We start from the raw sequence: 19,023 nt of genomic DNA, 5'->3' as shown, positions 1-19,023 counted from the left end.
GAAATGGTCATGCCGGGCGACAACGTGTCGATCACCGTGCAACTGATCAACCCGATCGCCATGGAAGAAGGTCTGCGTTTCGCTATCCGTGAAGGCGGTCGTACCGTCGGCGCCGGCGTGGTCGCCAAGATCTTCGACTAATTGTCGAATAGCAACAAGCAACACCAGTCGCATTTTTAACATCGCCGGGGATGATCCCCATCCCCGGTTCGTTCTTTAAAGGAAAATCATGTCGGTTCCTAGCCAAAAAATCCGTATCCGTCTGAAAGCTTTCGACTATCGTCTGATCGACCAGTCCGCCCTGGAAATCGTTGACACCGCCAAGCGTACCGGCGCTGTCGTCAAGGGCCCGGTTCCCCTGCCGACCCGCATCCAGCGCTTCGACGTCCTGCGTTCGCCGCACGTCAACAAGACTTCCCGCGATCAGTTCGAAATCCGTACCCATCAGCGCCTGATGGATATCGTCGATCCGACCGACAAGACGGTTGACGCATTGATGAAGCTGGACCTGCCCGCTGGCGTTGATGTTGAAATCAAGCTGCAGTAATCAGCTGGCATAGTGTTGGAAAAGCGCACAACCTCGGTTGTGCGCTTTTGTTTTACGGGCTATAATGCTCGGCTTCGATGTGGGTTTTGCGTCTGCAAGGCCCATAATTTATGGTAGTACGAACATCAGCCCCGCCCAATCGCAGGCGGGAATGGAGAAAACAATGAGCCTGGGCCTTGTTGGTCGCAAGGTTGGTATGATGCGCATCTTCACGGAAGATGGGGATTCGATCCCTGTGACCGTGCTGGACGTGTCCAACAACCGCGTGACTCAAATCAAAACGCCTGAAGTGGATGGTTATTCCGCTGTTCAGGTGACCTTCGGTCAACGCCGCGCTTCGCGCGTGGTCAAAGCCGCCGCCGGCCACTTCGCCAAAGCTGGCGTCGAGGCAGGTACTGTCCTCAAAGAATTCCGTGTTGACGCTTCCAAGGCTGCCGAACTGAAGGCAGGCGACGTCGTTGGCATCGGCATGTTTGAAGCTGGCCAGAAAGTCGACGTGCAAGGCGTGTCGATCGGTAAGGGCTACGCCGGTACCATCAAGCGTTACAACTTCGCATCGGGTCGCGCGACCCACGGTAACTCCCGCTCGCACAATGTTCCTGGCTCCATCGGTATGGCGCAGGATCCGGGCCGCGTGTTCCCCGGCAAGCGCATGACCGGTCATCTGGGTGATGTCAAGACCACCGTCCAGAACCTGGAAATCGCCCGTGTGGACGCAGAGCGTCAATTGCTGTTGGTGAAGGGTGCCGTTCCCGGCGCCAAGAACGGTCAAGTGATCGTTTCGCCGGCAGTCAAAGTCAAAGCGAAGAAGGGGGCTTAATCAATGGAACTGAAGCTCCTGAATGACCAAGGTCAAGCTGCTTCGAACGTCGCCGCACCGGATACCATTTTCGGTCGTGACTACAACGAAGCCCTGATCCACCAGGTCGTGGTTGCCTACCAAGCCAACGCTCGTAGCGGCAACCGCAAGCAAAAGGATCGTGAAGAAGTCAGCCACACCACCAAGAAGCCCTGGCGTCAAAAGGGTACTGGCCGTGCACGTGCCGGTATGTCCTCGTCGCCTCTGTGGCGCGGTGGTGGCCGTATCTTCCCGAACTCGCCTGACGAAAACTTCACCCACAAGGTCAACAAGAAGATGTATCGCGCAGGTGTCTGCTCGATCCTGTCCCAGTTGGCACGTGAAGGCCGCCTGTCGGTCGTGGAAGAATTCGCCGTCGAAGCCCCGAAGACCAAGCTGCTGGCCCAAAAGCTGAAGGGCATGGGCATGGAATCGGTGCTGGTTATTACCGACAGCCTGGACGAAAAGCTGCTGCTGGCCTCGCGCAATCTGCCGGGCGTGCTGGTGGTCGAGCCGCGTCAAGCTGATCCCGTGTCGCTGGTGTACTTCAAGAACGTCTTGATTACCAAGCCGGCTCTGGCAAAGATTGAGGAGTTGCTGGCATGAACGCAATCGTGAAACATAGCGAAGAGCGCCTGATGAAGGTGCTGCTGGCACCGGTGATCTCCGAAAAGGCAACTTTCGTCGCCGAGAAGAATGAGCAAGTCGTCTTCCTGGTCGCCAAGGATGCTACCAAGCTGGAAGTCAAGGCCGCCGTCGAACTGCTGTTCAAGGTGGAAGTGGAATCGGTGCAAGTCGCCAACCGTCAGGGCAAGCAGAAGCGCTCGCGCAACGGTATGGGTCGCCGCAACCACACCCGCCGTGCTTTCGTCAGCCTGAAGCCGGGTCAAGAAATCAACTTCACCGAGGAGGCTAAATAATGGCACTCGTAAAAGTGAAGCCGACCTCGCCCGGTCGGCGCGGCATGGTCAAGGTCGTCAATCCCGACCTGTACAAGGGCCGTCCGCTGGCATCGCTGGTCGAAAAGAAGTCCAAGACCGCCGGCCGTAACAACAACGGTCACATCACCACCCGCCACATCGGCGGTGGTCACAAGCAGCACTACCGTGTTGTCGACTTCCGTCGCAACAAGGATGGCATCCCTGCCAAGGTCGAGCGTATCGAATACGACCCGAACCGTACCGCGCACATCGCACTGCTGTGCTACGCGGACGGCGAGCGCAAGTACATCATCGCTCCCAAGGGCGTGTCGGTTGGCGATCAGCTGATCAGCGGTTCTGAAGCTCCGATCAAGTCGGGCAACACCCTGCCGATCCGCAACATCCCCGTCGGTACCACCATCCACTGCGTGGAAATGCTGCCGGGCAAGGGCGCGCAAATCGCCCGTACCGCCGGTGCCGCTGTCGTGCTGATGGCACGCGAAGGCACCTACGCTCAGGTTCGCCTGCGCTCCGGTGAAGTGCGTCGCGTCCACATCGAATGCCGCGCCACCATCGGTGAAGTCGGTAACGGCGAGCACAACCTGCGCAAGATCGGTAAGGCTGGTGCAACCCGTTGGCGCGGTGTGCGTCCGACCGTTCGTGGCGTTGTCATGAACCCGGTGGACCACCCGCACGGTGGTGGTGAAGGCAAGACCGCCGCTGGCCGTCACCCGGTTTCGCCGTGGGGCCAGCAGACCAAGGGCAAGAAGACTCGTAGCAACAAGCGTACGACTTCGATGATTGTCTCGCGTCGCGGCAAGAAATAAGGGATAAAACATGACACGTTCATTGAAAAAAGGTCCTTTCTGCGACGCCCACCTGGTGAAAAAGGTTGAGGCTGCCCAGGCTACCAAGGACAAGAAGCCGATCAAGACCTGGTCGCGTCGTTCGACCATCATGCCGGACTTCATCGGTCTGACCATTGCCGTGCACAACGGCAAGGCACACGTGCCGGTCTATGTCTCGGAAAACATGGTTGGTCACAAGCTCGGCGAATTCGCGCTGACCCGTACGTTCAAGGGTCACGCTGCCGATAAGAAGGCTAAGAAATAAGGTCCTATGATGGAAACTAAAGCTACTCTGCGCGGTGTGCACCTGTCGGCCCAGAAAGGCCGCCTGGTTGCAGACCTGATCCGCGGTAAAAAAGTTGATCAGGCACTGAATATCTTGGCCTTCAGCCCCAAGAAGGGCGCGGTCATCATCAAGAAGGTTCTGGAGTCCGCCATTGCGAACGCCGAGCACAACGATGGTGCCGACATTGACGAGCTGAAAGTCAAGACCATTTATGTGGAAAAGGGTGCGGTCCTCAAGCGCTTCACAGCGCGTGCAAAGGGCCGTGGTGATCGTATTTCCAAGCAGTCGTGTCACATCTACGTGACCGTCGGAAACTAAGGAGTCACGATGGGACAGAAGATTCATCCAACCGGTTTCCGTCTGGCGGTTACACGTAACTGGGGCTCGCGTTGGTATGCAGGCAATAACAACTTTGCCGACATGCTCAACGAGGACCTGAAGGTCCGTGCTTACCTGAAGAAGAAGCTGAAGAACGCCTCGGTCGGCCGCGTGGTCATCGAGCGTCCGGCCAAGAATGCCCGCATCACCATTTACAGCTCCCGTCCGGGCGTTGTGATTGGCAAGAAGGGTGAAGACATCGAAGTGCTGAAGTCGGCACTGGCCAAGCTGATGGGCGTGCCCGTGCACGTCAACATCGAAGAAATCCGCAAGCCGGAAGCCGATGCTCAGCTGATCGCTGACTCGATCTGCCAGCAGCTGGAAAAGCGCATCATGTTCCGTCGCGCCATGAAGCGTGCGATGCAGAACGCCATGCGTCTGGGCGCCCAAGGCATCAAGATCATGTCGTCGGGTCGTCTGAACGGCATCGAAATCGCACGTACCGAATGGTACCGTGAAGGCCGTGTGCCCCTGCACACCCTGCGCGCCGATATCGACTATGGCTTCGGCGAAGCTGAAACCACCTACGGCATCATCGGTGTGAAGGTGTGGGTCTACAAGGGCGATCGCCTGGCAAACGGCGAAGCGCCGGTGCTGGTCGGTGAACCGGAAGACGACAAGAAGCGTCGTGGTCCCCGTCGTGACGACGGCAAGCCGGGTGCACGTCCCCGCTCCAAGACTGGTGCTCCTGGCGCCGGTGCAAAGCGTGGCGGTGGTCGTCCTCAAGCTGCCGATGCCGGTGTATCGGCTGAGAAAGCAGGAGAATAATCATGCTGCAACCAGCACGTAGAAAATATCGTAAAGAACAAAAAGGTCGTAACACCGGCATTTCGCACACCCGCGGAACCGCCGTCTCGTTCGGCGATTTTGGTCTGAAGGCAACCGGCCGTGGCCGTATCACTGCCCGTCAGATCGAAGCAGCTCGTCGTGCGATGACCCGTCATATCAAGCGCGGTGGCCGTATCTGGATCCGCGTCTTCCCGGACAAGCCGATCTCCCAGAAGCCTGCAGAAGTGCGTATGGGTAACGGTAAGGGTAATCCGGAGTACTACGTGGCTGAAATCCAGCCGGGCAAGGTACTGTACGAGATGGACGGTGTGGACGAAGCCCTGGCGCGCGAGGCGTTCCGTTTGGCTGCTGCCAAATTGCCGCTGTCGACGACTTTCGTTGTTCGCCAAGTCGGTCAATAATTAGGAGCGGAACATGAAAGCATCTGAACTCCGCGGTAAGGACAAGGCAGGACTGGAAAAGGAACTGAGCGAGCTGTTGAAAGCTCAGTTCAGCCTGCGCATGCAAATTGCGACCCAGCAACTGAACAATACCGCACAGCTGAAGAAGGTACGTCGCGACATCGCACGTGTGAAAACTGTGATCAACTCGAAGGATGGCCAACAATGAACGATCAAGTGAAACAAGCGCTCAAGCGCACGCTGATTGGCAAAGTTGTGTCGGACAAGATGGACAAGACCGTCACTGTCGAAATCGAGCGTCAAATGAAGCACCCGCTGTACGGCAAGATCATCAAGCGCACCAAGAAGTACCATGCGCATGATGAGCAAAACTCGGCGAAGGCCGGCGATGTGGTGGAAATCACCGAAAGCCGTCCGATCTCCAAGACGAAGTCGTGGACTGTGACCCGTGTGGTGCAGGAAGCACAAATCGTCTAAGTAGTAAATGTAGTACTTGCGTGCTCGATATTATGCTGCCATAATATCGAGCTCTTTCTTTGTAAGCATAAGCCTGCAAAGAAAGGCTCAAGAGTAGCTCTATTCGTCCCCTAACTAGCGAGTTCGCTTGCTAACAGGACCAAGACTGACCGCCAGCGCATCGTGCGAAGCGGATTAAGTTGGGAAAGAAAATATCATGATTCAAACTGAAAGCCGGCTCGAAGTGGCCGACAACACTGGTGCGCGCGAAGTTCTGTGCATCAAGGTCTTGGGTGGTTCCAAGCGCCGCTATGCGGGCATTGGCGATGTGATCAAGGTTACTGTCAAGAGCGCAGCACCGCGTGGTCGCGTCAAGAAGGGTGAAATTTATAACGCTGTCGTCGTTCGCACCGCCAAGGGCGTGCGTCGTCAGGATGGTTCGCTGGTCAAGTTCGATGGTAATGCTGCCGTCCTGCTGAACGCCAAGCTGGAGCCCATCGGCACCCGTATCTTTGGGCCGGTGACTCGTGAGCTGCGTACAGAGCGCTTCATGAAGATCGTCTCCCTGGCACCTGAAGTTCTGTAAGGAGTGGTCATGGCAAAGATTCGTAAAAACGATGAAGTCATCGTGTTGACCGGCAAAGACAAGGGCAAGCGCGGTGTCGTGACTGCTCGTGTGGACGCCGATTATGTCCTCGTGGAAGGCGTGAATGTCGCAAAGAAGGCGACCCGTCCCAATCCGATGACTGGTGCAACTGGCGGCATCGTCGATAAGCTGATGCCAATTCATGTGTCGAACGTCGCGTTGTTCAACGCTGCGACCGGCAAGGCAGATCGTGTGGCTTACAAGGAAGTGGACGGCAAGAAGGTCCGCGCTTACAAGTCCAACGGCGAAGTCGTTAAGGTTTAAACATCATGGCACGTCTTCAACAGTTTTATAAAGATAAGGTCGTCGCCGATCTGACTACGAAGTATTCGTACAAGTCGGTGATGGAAGTTCCGCGCATCCTGAAGATCACCCTGAACATGGGTCTGTCGGAAGCAGTTGCGGACAAGAAGATCATTGAGCACGCCGTTGGCGATCTGACCAAGATCGCTGGCCAGAAGCCGGTGGTGACCAAGGCTCGCAAGGCTATCGCAGGTTTCAAGATCCGCGAAGGCTACCCGATCGGTTGCATGGTGACCCTGCGTGGCGCCCGCATGTACGAATTCCTGGATCGTCTGATCACCGTGGCCCTGCCCCGCGTGCGTGACTTCCGTGGTGTGTCGGGTCGTGCGTTCGACGGTCGTGGCAACTACAACATCGGTGTGAAAGAGCAGATCATCTTCCCCGAAATCGAGTACGACAAGATCGATGCACTGCGTGGCATGAACATCAGCATCACCACGACTGCAAAGACCGACGACGAAGCGAAGGCGCTTCTCGCCGCATTTAAATTCCCGTTCAGAAACTGAGGATGCCATGGCAAAACTGGCACTGATTAACCGTGAACAGAAGCGCGCAGAAATGGTGAAGAAGTATGCTGCCAAGCGCGCCGAGTTGAAGGCTATTATCGACGACCAATCGAAGTCGGATGAAGAGCGTTACGAAGCACGTCTGAAGCTGCAGGCGCTGCCCCGTAACTCGGCTCCGACCCGCCAACGTAACCGTTGCGCGCTGACTGGCCGTCCCCGTGGTACTTTCCGCAAGTTCGGATTGGGCCGTATCAAGGTCCGTGAAATCGCCATGCGCGGCGAAATCCCGGGTTTGACCAAAGCTAGCTGGTAATAGGAGAAGAAGCAATGAGTATGAGCGATCCTATCGCCGATATGCTGACCCGTATCCGCAATGCACAAGGCGTGAACAAGACCACCGTCGTCATGCCGTCTTCCAAGGTGAAGGTTGCCATTGCCAACGTCCTCAAGGACGAGGGTTATATCGAAGATTTCGCCGTGGTTGCCGCAGATGGCAAGGCTGAATTGAAAATCGGTTTGAAGTATTACGCTGGCCGTCCGGTCATCGAGCGCCTGGAGCGCGTGTCCCGTCCGGGTCTGCGCATCTACAAGGGCAAGGATGATATCCCGAACGTCATGAATGGCCTGGGTGTGGCGATTGTGTCCACCCCGCGCGGCGTGATGACTGACCGCAAAGCACGCGCAACCGGTGTCGGTGGCGAAGTGATTTGCTACGTGGCCTAAGGAGTGCAAGATGTCTCGTGTAGGTAAAATGCCTGTTGCACTGCCGAGTGGCGCGGAAGCGACCATCACTGCAGAGCAAATCACCGTCAAGGGCCCGCTGGGCTCCTTGACCCAACCGCTGACCAAGAAGGTCAAGGTGGTCAACAACAATGGCTCGCTGAGCTTCGAAGTGGCTGACGACAGCCGCGAAGCCAACGCGATGTCGGGCACCCTGCGTGCTCTGGTCAACAACATGGTCAACGGCGTCACCAAGGGCTTCGAAAAGAAGCTGAACCTGGTCGGCGTGGGTTTCCGTGCACAAGCACAAGGCGACAAGCTGAACCTGTCGCTGGGCTTCTCGCACCCCATCGTTCACCAGATGCCTGCCGGTATCAAGGTTGAGACCCCGACCCAGACCGAAATCCTGATCAAGGGTATCGATCGCCAGGTGGTTGGCCAGGTCGCCGCTGAAATTCGCGCGTACCGCGAACCCGAACCCTATAAGGGCAAGGGTGTGCGCTACGCTGACGAAGTGGTGACGCTCAAAGAAACCAAGAAGAAGTAATAGGGGTTGACGATGGACAAGAAACAATCTCGCCTGCGCCGTGCGACTCAGACTCGCGCCAAGATCGCAGAACTGAAGGTGAATCGTCTGGCTGTGCACCGTACCAACACGCACATCTACGCCAGCGTCATCGGCCCCGACGCCAACGTGCTGGCCTCCGCTTCCACCCTGGAAGCAGAAGTCCGCGCCGAGCTGGCTGGTCAATCCGGCAAGGGTGGCAATGCCGCCGCTGCCGCCCTGATCGGCAAGCGCGTTGCAGAGAAGGCTCTGAAGGCCGGTGTGACTGAAGTCGCATTCGACCGCTCCGGTTTCCGTTATCACGGTCGCGTCAAGGCGCTGGCTGAGGCTGCGCGTGAAGCCGGCCTGAAGTTCTAAGGATTATCGATCATGGCAAAAATGCAATCGAAAACGCAAAGCGACAAGCCTGATGACGGCATGCGCGAAAAGATGATCGCTGTCAACCGCGTCACCAAGGTGGTGAAGGGTGGCCGCATCATGGGTTTCGCAGCGCTGGCAGTGGTTGGTGACGGCGATGGCCGCATCGGCATGGGCAAGGGCAAGTCCAAGGAAGTGCCCGTCGCCGTGCAGAAGGCAATGGAAGAAGCACGTCGCAAGCTGATCAAGGTCACCCTGAAGAACGGTACCGTGCAGCACACCGTCATCGGCAAGCACGGCGCTTCGTCGGTGATGATCTCGCCGGCCAAGGACGGTACTGGCGTCATCGCCGGTGGTCCGATGCGCGCGATCTTCGAGGTGATGGGCGTGACCAACGTGGTGGCCAAGTCGACCGGTTCGACCAACCCCTACAACATGGTCCGTGCCACCCTGGACGGTCTGTCGAAGATGAACACTCCGGCTGAAATTGCTGCCAAGCGCGGCAAGTCGGTCGAAGAAATCCTGGGCTAAGGTGATCGAGATGGCTAACACAATCAAAGTCAAGCTGGTCAAGGGTCTGATCGGTACTCGTCAGGACCACCGCGCAACCGTGCGCGGTCTGGGTCTGCGTCGCGTCAACTCGGTGTCCGAACTGGAAGACACCCCGTCGGTGCGCGGCATGATCAACAAAGTGTCCTATCTTGTGAAAGTGGTGTCGTAAGCCTCGGCTTGCGAACGGAGCGAATCATGCAATTAAACACTATCCAACCCGCAGAAGGCGCGAAGCACGCTAAGCGTCGCGTCGGTCGTGGTATCGGCTCTGGCCTGGGCAAGACCGCCGGTCGTGGCCACAAGGGTCAGAAGTCGCGTTCGGGCGGTTTCCACAAGGTCGGCTTCGAAGGCGGCCAGATGCCACTGCAACGTCGTCTGCCCAAGCGCGGTTTCAAGTCGCTGGCTACGCCCTACAAGGCTGAAGTCCGCCTGTCCGACCTGGAAAAGCTGCCCGTCGCCGAGATCGACGTGCTGGCACTGAAGCAAGCCGGCCTCGTGTCGGAACTGGCTCGTGTCGTGCGTATCATCAAGGCTGGCGAACTGACCAAGAAGGTAACCGTCAAGGGTCTGATCGCAACCGCTGGTGCCAAGGCCGCTATCGAAGCAGCCGGTGGTTCCATCGCTGAGTGATCCGGTCCCGGAGCATTAATTGGCAACTACTCCTCAATTAGCGAAAGGTGCCGCAAAAGGCTTCCCCTGGGGGCGTTTGTGGTTCCTGCTGGGAGCGTTGATCGTTTATCGCATCGGTGCACATATCCCGGTTCCGGGTATTGATCCGACGCAGTTGGCGCAGCTGTTCAAGCAGAATCAGGGCGGCATTCTGGGCATGTTCAACATGTTCTCCGGTGGTGCCCTGTCGCGCTTTACGATCTTCGCACTGGGGATCATGCCGTATATCTCGGCATCGATCATCATGCAGCTGCTGTCGGTGGTTTCGCCGCAGCTGGAAGCATTGAAGAAAGAGGGTGAAGCCGGTCGTCGCAAGATCACGCAGTACACCCGTTACGGCACCCTGGTGCTGGCGACCTTCCAGGCGCTGGGCATTGCGGTGGCGCTGGAATCGCAAGCCGGCCTGGTGCTGGATCCGGGTCTGGCCTTCCGCATGACCACGGTGGTGACGCTGATCACCGGCACGATGTTCCTGATGTGGCTGGGTGAACAGATTACCGAACGGGGTCTGGGCAATGGCATCTCGATCATCATCTTCGCCGGTATTGCAGCAGGTCTGCCGAATGCTCTGGGTGGCTTGTTCGAGCTGGTTCGTACCGGCTCGATGAATGCCCTGTCGGCGATCCTGATCTGCGTGATCGTGGCTCTGGTGACGTTCCTGGTGGTCTTCATCGAACGTGGGCAGCGCAAGATCCTGGTGAACTATGCGAAGCGTCAGGTCGGCAACAAGATCTACGGTGGCCAAAGCAGCCACCTGCCGCTGAAGCTGAACATGGCTGGCGTGATCCCGCCGATCTTTGCATCGTCGATCATCCTGTTCCCGGCTACGATCACCAGCTGGTTCACATCGGGTGATACGTCGAATCCCTTCATTCGTTTCCTGAAGGATCTGGCGGCATCGATGGCACCAGGCGAACCGATCCATGCCTTGCTGTATGCGGTGGCTATCGTCTTCTTCTGCTTCTTCTACACCGCATTGGTGTTCAACAGCAAGGAAACGGCAGACAACCTGAAGAAGAGTGGTGCTTTTGTTCCGGGTATCCGTCCGGGTGACCAGACGGCGCGTTATATCGACAAGATCCTGATGCGCCTGACCCTGGCCGGCGCCGTGTACATCACCTTGGTGTGCCTGCTGCCAGAGTTCCTGATCGCACGCTGGAAGGTGCCGTTCTACTTCGGTGGCACATCGCTGCTGATCATTGTGGTCGTGACGATGGATTTCATGGCCCAAGTGCAGAACTATGTGATGTCTCAGCAGTATGAATCGTTGCTCCGCAAAGCTAATTTCAAGGGTGGCATGACACCGCGATAAGCGGGCTCATGCTCCAAGGAAGAAGACACGGAATGGCAAAAGACGACGTTATTCAGATGCAGGGCGAGATTCTTGAAAATCTGCCCAACGCGACATTCAGGGTTAAGTTGGAAAACGGTCACGTTGTACTCGGCCATATTTCCGGCAAGATGCGCATGAATTACATCCGTATCCTGCCTGGCGATAAGGTAACGGTGGAACTGACGCCTTACGATTTGAGCCGGGCACGTATCGTGTTCCGAACCAAGTAACAGTGAAACATTGAAAGAAAGAGGGCCACAATGAAAGTGCTCGCATCAGTCAAGCGGATCTGCCGCAACTGCAAAATCATCAAGCGCAATGGCGTCGTTCGTGTGATCTGCACCGAACCCCGTCACAAGCAGCGCCAGGGTTAACTTAACGTTATTGATCGAGGAATAACGAATGGCACGTATTGCAGGGGTCAACATCCCCAACCATCAGCACACCGTAATCGGCCTGACCGCCATCTATGGTATTGGCCGTCCGCGCGCACAAGACATTTGCGCTGCTACCGGCGTTCCGACCAACAAGAAGGTCAAGGACCTGGACGATAACGAGCTGGAAAAGCTGCGTGACGAAATCGCCAAGTTCGTCGTGGAAGGCGATCTGCGCCGTGAGTTGTCCATGAACATCAAGCGTTTGATGGACCTGGGTTGCTACCGCGGTCTGCGTCACCGTCGTGGTCTGCCGGTTCGTGGTCAACGCACCCGCACCAACGCCCGTACTCGCAAGGGTCCGCGCAAGGCCGCTCAATCGCTGAAGAAATAATCCCGGCAGGCGCAAGCACTGGTCGGATTCAAGGAAGAAATTATGGCAAAGTCCCCCAACAACGCAGCAGCATCGCGTGTTCGTAAGAAAGTTAAGAAGAACGTTGCTGAAGGCATCGCGCACGTTCACGCTTCGTTCAACAACACCATCATCACGATCACCGACCGTCAGGGCAATGCTCTGTCGTGGGCGACCTCGGGTGGTGCTGGCTTCAAGGGTTCGCGCAAGTCGACTCCGTTCGCCGCCCAGGTCGCCGCTGAAAGCGCCGGCAAGGTCGCGATCGAATGCGGCATCAAGAACCTGGAAGTGCGTATCAAGGGCCCCGGCCCGGGCCGTGAATCCGCAGTGCGCGCTCTGAACAATCTGGGCATCAAGATCACCCAGATCCAGGACGTGACCCCGGTCCCGCACAACGGCTGCCGTCCGCCGAAGCGCCGTCGCATCTAAGTTGTAGTATAATCTTGCGCTTTCGCCTGGCTTCAGGGGAAAGCGCTGGAAATCACCCGCCATTCGCCTTGGCGGGTTTTGTTCTTAAGACCACTGTTTGGCCGCATGCAGGTCAGACTAGCGTCCGGCAACATGGGACGTCATTGATAAAGGAAATACCGTGGCACGTTATATCGGACCCAAAGCAAAACTTTCCCGCCGCGAAGGCACCGACCTGTTCCTGAAGAGCGCCCGCCGCTCGCTGGATTCCAAGTGCAAGCTGGATTCCAAGCCAGGCCAACACGGCCGCACCTCCGGCGCCCGCACTTCCGACTACGGCAACCAGCTGCGTGAAAAGCAGAAGGTCAAGCGCATGTACGGCGTCCTCGAGCGTCAGTTCCGCCGCTACTTCGCTGAAGCCGACCGCCGTAAGGGCAACACCGGCGAAACCCTGCTCAAGCTGCTGGAGTCGCGTCTGGACAACGTCGTCTACCGCATGGGCTTCGGCTCGACCCGCGCTGAAGCGCGTCAGCTGGTGTCCCACAAGGCCCTGACCGTGAACGGTCAAGTCGTGAACATCGCTTCCTACTCCGTCAAGGCTGGTGACGTCGTCGCCATCCGCGAAAAGGCCAAGAAGCAAGTGCGTATCGCCGAAGCCCTGTCGCTGGCCGAATCGAACGGTTTCCCGCAGTGGGTTTCCGTGGATTCGAAGAAGCTGGAAGGCACCTTCAAGTCCGCTCCGGACCGTAGCGAAATCGCTGCCGACGTCAACGAATCGCTGATCGTCGAACTGTACTCGCGTTAATCCGCCGTACCGCTGTACCTCTGTGCCCACCTCATGGTGGGCATTTTTCCGAACTGCCATCAGCCTTATCGGTGTAACGAGCCGAGGGTATTGAAAAGGACAATTCATGCAAAACAGTTTGTTGAAGCCCCGCATCATCGAAGTGGAAACACTGGCTCCCGGTCACGCCAAGGTCGTGATGGAGCCGTTCGAGCGCGGTTATGGTCACACCCTGGGTAACGCGCTGCGTCGCGTGCTGCTGTCGACCATGAGCGGTTACGCTCCCACCGAAGTCACCATCGCCGGTGTCGTGCACGAGTACTCCTCGCTGGACGGCGTGCAGGAAGACGTCGTGGACATCCTGCTGAACCTGAAGGGTGTGGTCTTCAAGCTGCACAACCGTGACGAAGTCACCCTGACCCTGAAGAAGGAAGGCGAAGGCGCCGTCCTGGCTTCCGATATCGATCTGCCGCACGACGTCGAACTGATCAACCCGGATCACGTCATCGCCAACCTGACCGGTGGCGGCAAGCTGGACATGCAGATCAAGGTCGAAAAGGGCCGTGGCTACGTGCCGGGCAACGTGCGTCGCCTGTCCGAAGACACCAACAAGACCATCGGTCGCATCATCCTGGACGCTTCCTTCTCGCCGGTGCGTCGCGTGTCCTACGCTGTGGAATCCGCACGTGTGGAACAGCGTACCGACCTGGACAAGCTGGTCATGAACATCGAGACCAACGGCGTCATCACTCCGGAAGAAGCGATCCGCCAATCGGCTCGCGTGCTGGTTGATCAACTGAACGTGTTCGCTGCCCTGGAAGGCACCGAAGCGACTGCAGAAGCACCGTCGCGCGCACCGCAGGTCGATCCTATCCTGCTGCGTCCGGTCGACGACCTGGAGCTGACCGTGCGTTCCGCAAACTGCCTGAAGGCCGAGAACATCTACTACATCGGCGATCTGATCCAGCGCAGCGAGAACGAACTGCTGAAGACCCCGAACCTGGGTCGCAAGTCGTTGAACGAAATCAAGGAAGTCCTGGCTTCGCGTGGCCTGACCCTGGGCATGAAGCTGGAAAACTGGCCGCCGGCCGGTCTGGAGAAGTAATTCCTGCTGCCTGGCTGGCGTGGACCATCATCCCGCCGGCCGGGCTGGCAAGACGCTGTATCTGTCGCACCCGTCGTATCCGTAGCAACACTTTTATCCGTCATTTACCGGTCCGCGGTCCGGACAGCGAAGCTGGCCTGCCGATAGAAGAACTGGATCAAAACTGTAACCTGAAAGGAAATTACCATGCGTCACCGTCACGGTCTCCGCAAACTGAATCGTACTTCGTCCCACCGTCTGGCCATGCTGCGCAACATGACTGTCTCCCTGCTGCGTCATGAAGCCATCAAGACCACCCTGCCGAAGGCCAAGGAACTGCGCCGCGTCGTCGAGCCGATCCTGACCCTGGGCAAGACCGACACCCTGGCCAACAAGCGTCTGGCCTTCAACCGCCTGCGCGATCGCGAAATCGTCGGCAAGCTGTTCTCCGAACTGGGCCCGCGCTACGCTGCCCGTAACGGCGGCTACCTGCGCATCCTGAAGATGGGCTTCCGTCAAGGCGACAACGCACCGATGGCCTTCGTCGAGCTGGTGGACCGTCCGGAAGTCAGCGACGCCGCTGATGCCCCGACCGCTGAGTAATTCACTCGCTTGTCCGTCTCTGCAGAAAAGCCAGGCTCAGCCTGGCTTTTTTGTTTTCAGTGGCCATTTTTCGTGGCATGTCCTGATCTTGCATGGCGGCGCGCCGGCACAGTCTGTGGTTGAATACGGCATGCGCAAGGAGATGCTGACATGACCTCGTCCCTGTTGAACCAGCCGCTGCTGGTCGTGGCCAATGTGCCGGATCAGGAGCTGGCCGAAAAGATCGCCACAGCCCTGGTGGAACAAGGGCTGGCAGCCTGCGTCAATATCCTGGCGCCGGTGAGCTCGGTCTATCGCTGGCAAGGCAAGATGCAGCGTGAGAGCGAAATCCCCTTGCTGATCAAGACCACGCAGGCGCGCTACCAGGAGCTGGAGCGGACCATCCTGCAGTTGCATCCCTATGATGTGCCGGAGATCATCGCCTTGCCGGTCACGGCAGGCCTTCCGGCTTACCTCGCCTGGATGCAGGATGAAACCGCCCGGCCATTACGCCTGTAAAGCACACAAGGAACTCCGTTGAATCTCATGATGACGCGCCGCCGGATTGGCCGGCGCCTGCAGCGCTTGTGGCTGCTCTCCCTGCAGTGTCTGCTGATGCTGGTGGCCACACTGTCCACGACCGTGGCGCATGCCGCCGAAGATTATCTTCCCCCGGAGCAGGCCTTCCAGCTCAGCGGCCGCATGGTCGACGGGCAAACGCTGGAGCTGAGCTATCGCATCGCCGATGGCTACTACATGTACCGCGACCGCTTCCACTTCAGCGCCGAGGGCGCAACCCTGGGCGAGCCGCAATTCCCTCCAGGCAAGCGCAAATATGACGACAACTTCCAGAAGGAAGTGGAGACCTATCACCAATCGGTGACGGCCCGCATACCGGTCAGCGGCGCTGTGGACCGATTTACCGTGGTGGCGGTGTCGCAAGGTTGCGCCGACAAGGGGCTATGTTATCCACCGATGACGCTCAAGCTGACCATGTCGCCCCAGGCGACTGGCCAGAGCGTGAGCGCGGGCGGCGGTGATGCGATGCAGGCCACCGGCGCCAGCGATATCGACGGAATTGCCGCCGTACTGAAGAGCGGCAAGCTGTGGAGCATCCTGTCGCTGTTCTTCGTGCTGGGTATCGGGCTCTCCTTCACGCCTTGTGTGCTGCCGATGCTGCCCATCCTGTCCTCGATCATCGTCGGCCAGCAGACTGCCGCCGGCGGTGGCCGCGCTCGCAGCTTCCTGATGTCGGTCGCCTACTCGCTTGGTATGGCCTTGGTCTATACCGCCCTGGGCGTGGCGGCCGGGATGTTGGGCGAGGGCTTGTCGGCCTATCTGCAAAACCCGTGGATGCTGGCCGGCTTTGCGCTGCTGATGGCGGTACTGGCCCTGTCGATGTTCGACGTCTACACGCTGCAGGTGCCGGCCTCTGTGCAATCACGCCTGTCCTCGGCCTCGGGCAATGGCAGCGGCAAATGGCTGGGGGTGTTCCTGATGGGCGCGATCTCGGCGCTGATCGTCGGCCCCTGCGTGGCCGCGCCGCTGGCCGGGGCACTTCTCTACATCAGCCAGAGCGGCAACGTGGTGCTGGGCGGTAGCGCCCTGTTTGCGATGGCCGCCGGCATGAGCGTACCGCTGCTGCTCATCGGTGCGTCTGCCGGCGCACTGCTCCCGCGCGCAGGCGCCTGGATGGATGCGGTCAAGCGCTTCTTTGGCGTGCTCATGCTGGGTACGGCGCTGTGGATGGTCTCGCCGGTGATCCCGTCCTGGCTGCAGATGGCGGGCTGGGCGATGCTGGGCATCGGCTATGGCGCCTTCCTGCTGTGGTCCCGCCCGGCAGGCTGGATCGCACGCGGACTCGGCCTGGCGGTGGTCACATTGGGTCTGCTGCAACTGGTCAGCGTGGTGACCGGTGGTCGCGACCCATTGGCGCCGCTGTCGCATCTGCGTGCGCAGGGTACCGCGGTGGCCGGCACGGACTTCGTGCGTATCCGTTCCAGCGCCGAGCTGGACGCGGCCCTGCAGCAGAATGCCGCCGGCGAGCGCCGTCCGGTGATGTTGGACTTCTACGCCGACTGGTGCGTTTCCTGCAAGGAAATGGAACGCTTCACCTTCAGTGACCAGCGCGTGAAGGAACGCTTCGGCCAGATGCTGCTGCTGCAGATCGATGTGACCGCCAACAATGCCGATGACCGCGCCATGCTCAAGCGCTTCAATCTCTTCGGTCCGCCGGGCATCATGTTCTTCGATGCCGATGGCCGGGAACTGGCGGCGCGCCGCGTGATCGGTTATCAGGATGCCGACAAGTTCATCTCAACGCTGCAACATCTGTAGCTCCACATTGCGCAGCGTTATTTGGATACCACTTTATAGTCGTTGGCCCGGGGCCGGCCAGGGGTTATAGTCGGCCTCTACCCTTTCCCTTTTCACTCGTTCAACCAAGGAGACCACCATGACGCTGCGCCTGGGCGATACTGCACCGGATTTCGAGCAAGAATCCTCGATCGGCAAGATCAAATTCCACGACTGGGCGGGTGATTCCTGGGTCGTGCTGTTCTCCCACCCGGCCGACTTCACGCCGGTCTGCACCACCGAGCTGGGCCTGACCGCCAAGTTGAAGCCCGAATTCGACAAGCGCAACGTCAAGGCCATCGCCCTGTCGGTCGACGGTGCCGAAGCCCACAACCAGTGGATCAAGGACATCGAGGAAACCCAGCAGACCGTGGTCGGTTTCCCCATCGTGGCCGACGTCGACAAGAAGGTCGCCGGTCTCTACGACATGATCCACCCCAACCAGTCCGAGACGGCCACGGTGCGTTCGCTGTTCGTCATCGATCCCAAGAAGAAAGTGCGCCTCATCATCACCTACCCGATGAGCACCGGCCGCAACTTCGACGAAGTGCTGCGCGTCATCGATGCCCTGCAACTGACCGATGGCTACACGGTGGCCACCCCGGGTAACTGGAAGGACGGCGATGACGTCATCATCCCGCTGTCGATCAAGGATGAGGAAGTCATCAAGCAGAAATATCCCAAGGGCTACAAGTCGCCGCGCCCTTACCTGCGCATTACCCCGCAACCGAACAAGTAATCCGGCAAGCGGTCAGCCGGACCAGAGAAAAGCGCTCCTGCGGGAGCGCTTTTTGTTTGGCGCGTACCAGGCCGGGCCCGGCTCACTCTTGCGGCGCCACCGTGCGCGCAAAGTCGTCGATAAACAGCCGTGCCACCGGCGAGAGCATGGTGCCGTGCCGTGTCACGAGCTGGTAGGGTTCGCTGCGGGTATGCAATTGCAGCGGCAGGATGCGCGTCATGCCGAAACGCGTGCAGAACTGCGCCACGTCCACCGACAGCAGGGCCACGAAGTGCGGATTCTTCTGCAGCAGCGACAGCGTGGTGAAGGCCGAGGTGGTCTCCATCAGGTGCAGCGGGAAGCGCAGGTCGGCGTCGTGGAATTCCCGCTCCAGCGTCAGCCGCATCGGCATGTTGGCCGAATACACCACCCATCGCGAATCGACCAGGTCCGCCAGTTGCAGACTGGATGCTCCGGCCAGGGGATGCTGCACACTGGCCACTACCGCCAGTTGTTCGTCATGGATGTTGAAGGCGTCATACAGGTCCGGGCGTTGGCTGATGCTGGTGCGGCAGATCGCCAGATCCAGCCGGCCCTGGTCGAGCAGGCGCAGCAATCGGGCACTGGTGTCTTCCACGATCTCCACCGACAGCGAGGGATGGCTCTCCAGCAGGCGGGTAAGCGCATCGGTCAGCAGCGGCACCGCTCCCATGATGGTCCCCACTGCCAGCCGGCCGCCATGCCCTTGCATGATCGACAGCATCTCTTCCCGCAGGTGGGTCAGGTCGGTCTGGATCAGCCTTGCATAGCGGATCACGCAATGGCCCAGCTCGGTGGGCTCCAGCCCGCGGTTGGTGCGGGTGAACAGTTGCACCCCCAGGGTACTTTCGATCTCCTGCAGCGCCTTGCTGGCGCCCGGTTGGGTCAGGGCCACCTGCTCGGCCGCCTTGAGCAGCGAGCCGTGGTCGGACAGGGCAATCAGAAGCCGTAACTGGCGCAGGTGCAGGCGGGAGGTGATGGAGGCCAGGGAGGGCAGGGTATTGTGCATGGCGTTGATCCTCGAATAGGCCTCCAGTATGAGCTTTGGTTATACCCATATCAACAGCTCTCATTAGCCAAGGGCCGGACGATGGCTTAGAGTCTCGCTTTCAAAAGCAGGTCGCAGAGGGAAAAGGTCGGGCTCGCAGGACGG

Annotated in this window: 33 protein-coding genes and 1 pseudogene; 33 read left to right on the top strand and 1 reads right to left on the bottom strand. The window is 58.8% G+C overall.

Translation table 11 applies throughout. The features are described from left to right. From tuf to VE092_RS03655, 33 genes and pseudogenes are all read left to right on the top strand, one after another. Positions 1-141, top strand: a pseudogene (gene tuf, locus VE092_RS03815) (elongation factor Tu); the annotation flags it as partial. Between the two features lie 88 nt (positions 142-229). After that, complete coding sequence (gene rpsJ / locus VE092_RS03810) at positions 230-547, top strand: 30S ribosomal protein S10 (protein WP_006464935.1); 318 nt, start codon at positions 230-232, stop codon at positions 545-547. Between the two features lie 163 nt (positions 548-710). After that, entirely contained in the window at positions 711-1,367 is a 657-nt protein-coding gene (gene rplC, locus VE092_RS03805) for a 50S ribosomal protein L3 (protein ID WP_006464934.1), read from the top strand. A 3-nt stretch (positions 1,368-1,370) separates the two neighbouring features. Beyond that, positions 1,371-1,991, top strand: a complete 621-nt coding sequence (gene rplD, locus VE092_RS03800; RefSeq protein ID WP_006464933.1) for a 50S ribosomal protein L4 — start codon at positions 1,371-1,373, stop codon at positions 1,989-1,991. Next, a complete protein-coding gene (gene rplW, locus VE092_RS03795) occupies positions 1,988-2,305 on the top strand; it encodes a 50S ribosomal protein L23 (protein WP_006464932.1) in 318 nt (105 codons plus the stop codon). The genes rplD and rplW overlap by 4 nt, the downstream gene beginning before the upstream one ends. After that, positions 2,305-3,132 (top strand): 50S ribosomal protein L2, encoded by an 828-nt coding sequence (rplB, locus tag VE092_RS03790; RefSeq protein ID WP_006464931.1) that lies wholly within the window; start codon positions 2,305-2,307, stop codon positions 3,130-3,132. The genes rplW and rplB overlap by 1 nt, the downstream gene beginning before the upstream one ends. Positions 3,133-3,142: 10 nt before the next feature. Beyond that, complete coding sequence (gene rpsS / locus VE092_RS03785; protein ID WP_006464930.1) at positions 3,143-3,418, top strand: 30S ribosomal protein S19; 276 nt, start codon at positions 3,143-3,145, stop codon at positions 3,416-3,418. A 6-nt stretch (positions 3,419-3,424) separates the two neighbouring features. Beyond that, positions 3,425-3,757: a 50S ribosomal protein L22 gene (gene rplV, locus VE092_RS03780; protein WP_008334132.1), complete on the top strand. Its 333-nt coding sequence runs from the start codon at positions 3,425-3,427 to the stop codon at positions 3,755-3,757. A 9-nt stretch (positions 3,758-3,766) separates the two neighbouring features. Continuing rightward, on the top strand, positions 3,767-4,585 hold the full coding sequence (gene rpsC / locus VE092_RS03775; RefSeq protein WP_006464928.1) for a 30S ribosomal protein S3: 819 nt from the start codon (positions 3,767-3,769) through the stop codon (positions 4,583-4,585). A 2-nt stretch (positions 4,586-4,587) separates the two neighbouring features. Then, positions 4,588-5,007 carry a 50S ribosomal protein L16 gene (gene rplP, locus VE092_RS03770; protein ID WP_008334136.1) on the top strand — a complete coding sequence of 140 codons (420 nt, stop codon included), beginning with the start codon at positions 4,588-4,590 and terminating at the stop codon, positions 5,005-5,007. A gap of 13 nt (positions 5,008-5,020) precedes the next feature. After that, positions 5,021-5,215, top strand: coding sequence for a 50S ribosomal protein L29 (gene rpmC / locus VE092_RS03765; RefSeq protein ID WP_324873971.1), 195 nt, complete (start codon positions 5,021-5,023; stop codon positions 5,213-5,215). Then, complete coding sequence (gene rpsQ, locus VE092_RS03760; protein ID WP_006464925.1) at positions 5,212-5,484, top strand: 30S ribosomal protein S17; 273 nt, start codon at positions 5,212-5,214, stop codon at positions 5,482-5,484. The genes rpmC and rpsQ overlap by 4 nt, the downstream gene beginning before the upstream one ends. 196 nt (positions 5,485-5,680) lie before the next feature. Next, positions 5,681-6,049 (top strand): 50S ribosomal protein L14, encoded by a 369-nt coding sequence (gene rplN / locus VE092_RS03755; RefSeq protein ID WP_006464924.1) that lies wholly within the window; start codon positions 5,681-5,683, stop codon positions 6,047-6,049. Positions 6,050-6,058: 9 nt separating this feature from the next. Continuing rightward, positions 6,059-6,373 carry a 50S ribosomal protein L24 gene (gene rplX, locus VE092_RS03750; RefSeq protein ID WP_324873968.1) on the top strand — a complete coding sequence of 105 codons (315 nt, stop codon included), beginning with the start codon at positions 6,059-6,061 and terminating at the stop codon, positions 6,371-6,373. A gap of 5 nt (positions 6,374-6,378) precedes the next feature. Continuing rightward, the gene (rplE, locus tag VE092_RS03745) at positions 6,379-6,918 is read left to right on the top strand and encodes a 50S ribosomal protein L5 (protein ID WP_006464922.1); all 540 of its coding nucleotides are present in this window, start codon (positions 6,379-6,381) and stop codon (positions 6,916-6,918) included. A gap of 7 nt (positions 6,919-6,925) precedes the next feature. Next, a complete protein-coding gene (rpsN, locus tag VE092_RS03740; protein WP_006464921.1) occupies positions 6,926-7,231 on the top strand; it encodes a 30S ribosomal protein S14 in 306 nt (101 codons plus the stop codon). A gap of 14 nt (positions 7,232-7,245) precedes the next feature. Beyond that, entirely contained in the window at positions 7,246-7,641 is a 396-nt protein-coding gene (rpsH, locus tag VE092_RS03735; RefSeq protein WP_006464920.1) for a 30S ribosomal protein S8, read from the top strand. 10 nt (positions 7,642-7,651) lie between these two features. Further along, entirely contained in the window at positions 7,652-8,185 is a 534-nt protein-coding gene (gene rplF, locus VE092_RS03730) for a 50S ribosomal protein L6 (RefSeq protein ID WP_006464919.1), read from the top strand. 12 nt (positions 8,186-8,197) lie between these two features. Continuing rightward, entirely contained in the window at positions 8,198-8,560 is a 363-nt protein-coding gene (rplR, locus tag VE092_RS03725; RefSeq protein ID WP_006464918.1) for a 50S ribosomal protein L18, read from the top strand. Positions 8,561-8,572: 12 nt separating this feature from the next. Continuing rightward, positions 8,573-9,091, top strand: a complete 519-nt coding sequence (gene rpsE / locus VE092_RS03720) for a 30S ribosomal protein S5 (RefSeq protein WP_006464917.1) — start codon at positions 8,573-8,575, stop codon at positions 9,089-9,091. Positions 9,092-9,101: 10 nt separating this feature from the next. Continuing rightward, positions 9,102-9,281 carry a 50S ribosomal protein L30 gene (rpmD, locus tag VE092_RS03715; RefSeq protein WP_006464916.1) on the top strand — a complete coding sequence of 60 codons (180 nt, stop codon included), beginning with the start codon at positions 9,102-9,104 and terminating at the stop codon, positions 9,279-9,281. 26 nt (positions 9,282-9,307) lie between these two features. Beyond that, positions 9,308-9,742, top strand: a complete 435-nt coding sequence (gene rplO, locus VE092_RS03710; protein ID WP_006464915.1) for a 50S ribosomal protein L15 — start codon at positions 9,308-9,310, stop codon at positions 9,740-9,742. A gap of 19 nt (positions 9,743-9,761) precedes the next feature. Then, on the top strand, positions 9,762-11,093 hold the full coding sequence (gene secY, locus VE092_RS03705) for a preprotein translocase subunit SecY (protein WP_324873961.1): 1,332 nt from the start codon (positions 9,762-9,764) through the stop codon (positions 11,091-11,093). A 32-nt stretch (positions 11,094-11,125) separates the two neighbouring features. Continuing rightward, a complete protein-coding gene (infA, locus tag VE092_RS03700; protein ID WP_005663428.1) occupies positions 11,126-11,344 on the top strand; it encodes a translation initiation factor IF-1 in 219 nt (72 codons plus the stop codon). A gap of 30 nt (positions 11,345-11,374) precedes the next feature. Next, entirely contained in the window at positions 11,375-11,488 is a 114-nt protein-coding gene (rpmJ, locus tag VE092_RS03695) for a 50S ribosomal protein L36 (RefSeq protein WP_006464913.1), read from the top strand. Positions 11,489-11,516: 28 nt separating this feature from the next. After that, positions 11,517-11,882, top strand: coding sequence for a 30S ribosomal protein S13 (rpsM, locus tag VE092_RS03690; protein WP_006464912.1), 366 nt, complete (start codon positions 11,517-11,519; stop codon positions 11,880-11,882). A gap of 42 nt (positions 11,883-11,924) precedes the next feature. After that, entirely contained in the window at positions 11,925-12,329 is a 405-nt protein-coding gene (rpsK, locus tag VE092_RS03685; RefSeq protein ID WP_006464911.1) for a 30S ribosomal protein S11, read from the top strand. A gap of 160 nt (positions 12,330-12,489) precedes the next feature. After that, positions 12,490-13,113: a 30S ribosomal protein S4 gene (rpsD, locus tag VE092_RS03680; RefSeq protein WP_006464910.1), complete on the top strand. Its 624-nt coding sequence runs from the start codon at positions 12,490-12,492 to the stop codon at positions 13,111-13,113. 106 nt (positions 13,114-13,219) lie between these two features. Then, entirely contained in the window at positions 13,220-14,197 is a 978-nt protein-coding gene (locus VE092_RS03675; RefSeq protein WP_006464909.1) for a DNA-directed RNA polymerase subunit alpha, read from the top strand. Positions 14,198-14,383: 186 nt separating this feature from the next. Further along, positions 14,384-14,779, top strand: coding sequence for a 50S ribosomal protein L17 (gene rplQ, locus VE092_RS03670; RefSeq protein WP_006464908.1), 396 nt, complete (start codon positions 14,384-14,386; stop codon positions 14,777-14,779). A 150-nt stretch (positions 14,780-14,929) separates the two neighbouring features. After that, the gene (gene cutA, locus VE092_RS03665) at positions 14,930-15,277 is read left to right on the top strand and encodes a divalent-cation tolerance protein CutA (RefSeq protein ID WP_324873954.1); all 348 of its coding nucleotides are present in this window, start codon (positions 14,930-14,932) and stop codon (positions 15,275-15,277) included. 27 nt (positions 15,278-15,304) lie between these two features. Next, positions 15,305-17,095, top strand: a complete 1,791-nt coding sequence (gene dsbD, locus VE092_RS03660) for a protein-disulfide reductase DsbD (protein ID WP_324873952.1) — start codon at positions 15,305-15,307, stop codon at positions 17,093-17,095. 118 nt (positions 17,096-17,213) lie between these two features. Beyond that, positions 17,214-17,852, top strand: coding sequence for a peroxiredoxin (locus tag VE092_RS03655; protein WP_241813700.1), 639 nt, complete (start codon positions 17,214-17,216; stop codon positions 17,850-17,852). Between the two features lie 82 nt (positions 17,853-17,934). On the opposite strand, the gene VE092_RS03650 is transcribed toward VE092_RS03655, so the two are convergent. Further along, positions 17,935-18,879 (bottom strand): LysR family transcriptional regulator, encoded by a 945-nt coding sequence (locus VE092_RS03650; RefSeq protein WP_324873948.1) that lies wholly within the window; start codon positions 18,877-18,879, stop codon positions 17,935-17,937. Positions 18,880-19,023: the final 144 nt, after the last annotated feature.

The sequence above is a fragment of the Herbaspirillum sp. genome, from assembly GCF_035644555.1.
Taxonomy (GTDB): Bacteria; Pseudomonadota; Gammaproteobacteria; order Burkholderiales; family Burkholderiaceae_D; genus Herbaspirillum.
The sequence above is the reverse complement of the archived record's forward strand: the minus strand, read 5'-3'. Positions and strand labels throughout refer to the sequence as shown.

Coding starts and splice junctions, on each gene's coding strand:
- rpsJ (WP_006464935.1), top strand. CDS start 230: ATGTCGGTTCCTAGCCAAAAAATCCGTATCCGTCTGAAAGCTTTCGAC.
- rplC (WP_006464934.1), top strand. CDS start 711: ATGAGCCTGGGCCTTGTTGGTCGCAAGGTTGGTATGATGCGCATCTTC.
- rplD (WP_006464933.1), top strand. CDS start 1,371: ATGGAACTGAAGCTCCTGAATGACCAAGGTCAAGCTGCTTCGAACGTC.
- rplW (WP_006464932.1), top strand. CDS start 1,988: ATGAACGCAATCGTGAAACATAGCGAAGAGCGCCTGATGAAGGTGCTG.
- rplB (WP_006464931.1), top strand. CDS start 2,305: ATGGCACTCGTAAAAGTGAAGCCGACCTCGCCCGGTCGGCGCGGCATG.
- rpsS (WP_006464930.1), top strand. CDS start 3,143: ATGACACGTTCATTGAAAAAAGGTCCTTTCTGCGACGCCCACCTGGTG.
- rplV (WP_008334132.1), top strand. CDS start 3,425: ATGATGGAAACTAAAGCTACTCTGCGCGGTGTGCACCTGTCGGCCCAG.
- rpsC (WP_006464928.1), top strand. CDS start 3,767: ATGGGACAGAAGATTCATCCAACCGGTTTCCGTCTGGCGGTTACACGT.
- rplP (WP_008334136.1), top strand. CDS start 4,588: ATGCTGCAACCAGCACGTAGAAAATATCGTAAAGAACAAAAAGGTCGT.
- rpmC (WP_324873971.1), top strand. CDS start 5,021: ATGAAAGCATCTGAACTCCGCGGTAAGGACAAGGCAGGACTGGAAAAG.
- rpsQ (WP_006464925.1), top strand. CDS start 5,212: ATGAACGATCAAGTGAAACAAGCGCTCAAGCGCACGCTGATTGGCAAA.
- rplN (WP_006464924.1), top strand. CDS start 5,681: ATGATTCAAACTGAAAGCCGGCTCGAAGTGGCCGACAACACTGGTGCG.
- rplX (WP_324873968.1), top strand. CDS start 6,059: ATGGCAAAGATTCGTAAAAACGATGAAGTCATCGTGTTGACCGGCAAA.
- rplE (WP_006464922.1), top strand. CDS start 6,379: ATGGCACGTCTTCAACAGTTTTATAAAGATAAGGTCGTCGCCGATCTG.
- rpsN (WP_006464921.1), top strand. CDS start 6,926: ATGGCAAAACTGGCACTGATTAACCGTGAACAGAAGCGCGCAGAAATG.
- rpsH (WP_006464920.1), top strand. CDS start 7,246: ATGAGTATGAGCGATCCTATCGCCGATATGCTGACCCGTATCCGCAAT.
- rplF (WP_006464919.1), top strand. CDS start 7,652: ATGTCTCGTGTAGGTAAAATGCCTGTTGCACTGCCGAGTGGCGCGGAA.
- rplR (WP_006464918.1), top strand. CDS start 8,198: ATGGACAAGAAACAATCTCGCCTGCGCCGTGCGACTCAGACTCGCGCC.
- rpsE (WP_006464917.1), top strand. CDS start 8,573: ATGGCAAAAATGCAATCGAAAACGCAAAGCGACAAGCCTGATGACGGC.
- rpmD (WP_006464916.1), top strand. CDS start 9,102: ATGGCTAACACAATCAAAGTCAAGCTGGTCAAGGGTCTGATCGGTACT.
- rplO (WP_006464915.1), top strand. CDS start 9,308: ATGCAATTAAACACTATCCAACCCGCAGAAGGCGCGAAGCACGCTAAG.
- infA (WP_005663428.1), top strand. CDS start 11,126: ATGGCAAAAGACGACGTTATTCAGATGCAGGGCGAGATTCTTGAAAAT.
- rpmJ (WP_006464913.1), top strand. CDS start 11,375: ATGAAAGTGCTCGCATCAGTCAAGCGGATCTGCCGCAACTGCAAAATC.
- rpsM (WP_006464912.1), top strand. CDS start 11,517: ATGGCACGTATTGCAGGGGTCAACATCCCCAACCATCAGCACACCGTA.
- rpsK (WP_006464911.1), top strand. CDS start 11,925: ATGGCAAAGTCCCCCAACAACGCAGCAGCATCGCGTGTTCGTAAGAAA.
- VE092_RS03675 (WP_006464909.1), top strand. CDS start 13,220: ATGCAAAACAGTTTGTTGAAGCCCCGCATCATCGAAGTGGAAACACTG.
- rplQ (WP_006464908.1), top strand. CDS start 14,384: ATGCGTCACCGTCACGGTCTCCGCAAACTGAATCGTACTTCGTCCCAC.
- cutA (WP_324873954.1), top strand. CDS start 14,930: ATGACCTCGTCCCTGTTGAACCAGCCGCTGCTGGTCGTGGCCAATGTG.
- dsbD (WP_324873952.1), top strand. CDS start 15,305: ATGATGACGCGCCGCCGGATTGGCCGGCGCCTGCAGCGCTTGTGGCTG.
- VE092_RS03655 (WP_241813700.1), top strand. CDS start 17,214: ATGACGCTGCGCCTGGGCGATACTGCACCGGATTTCGAGCAAGAATCC.
- VE092_RS03650 (WP_324873948.1), bottom strand. CDS start 18,879: ATGCACAATACCCTGCCCTCCCTGGCCTCCATCACCTCCCGCCTGCAC.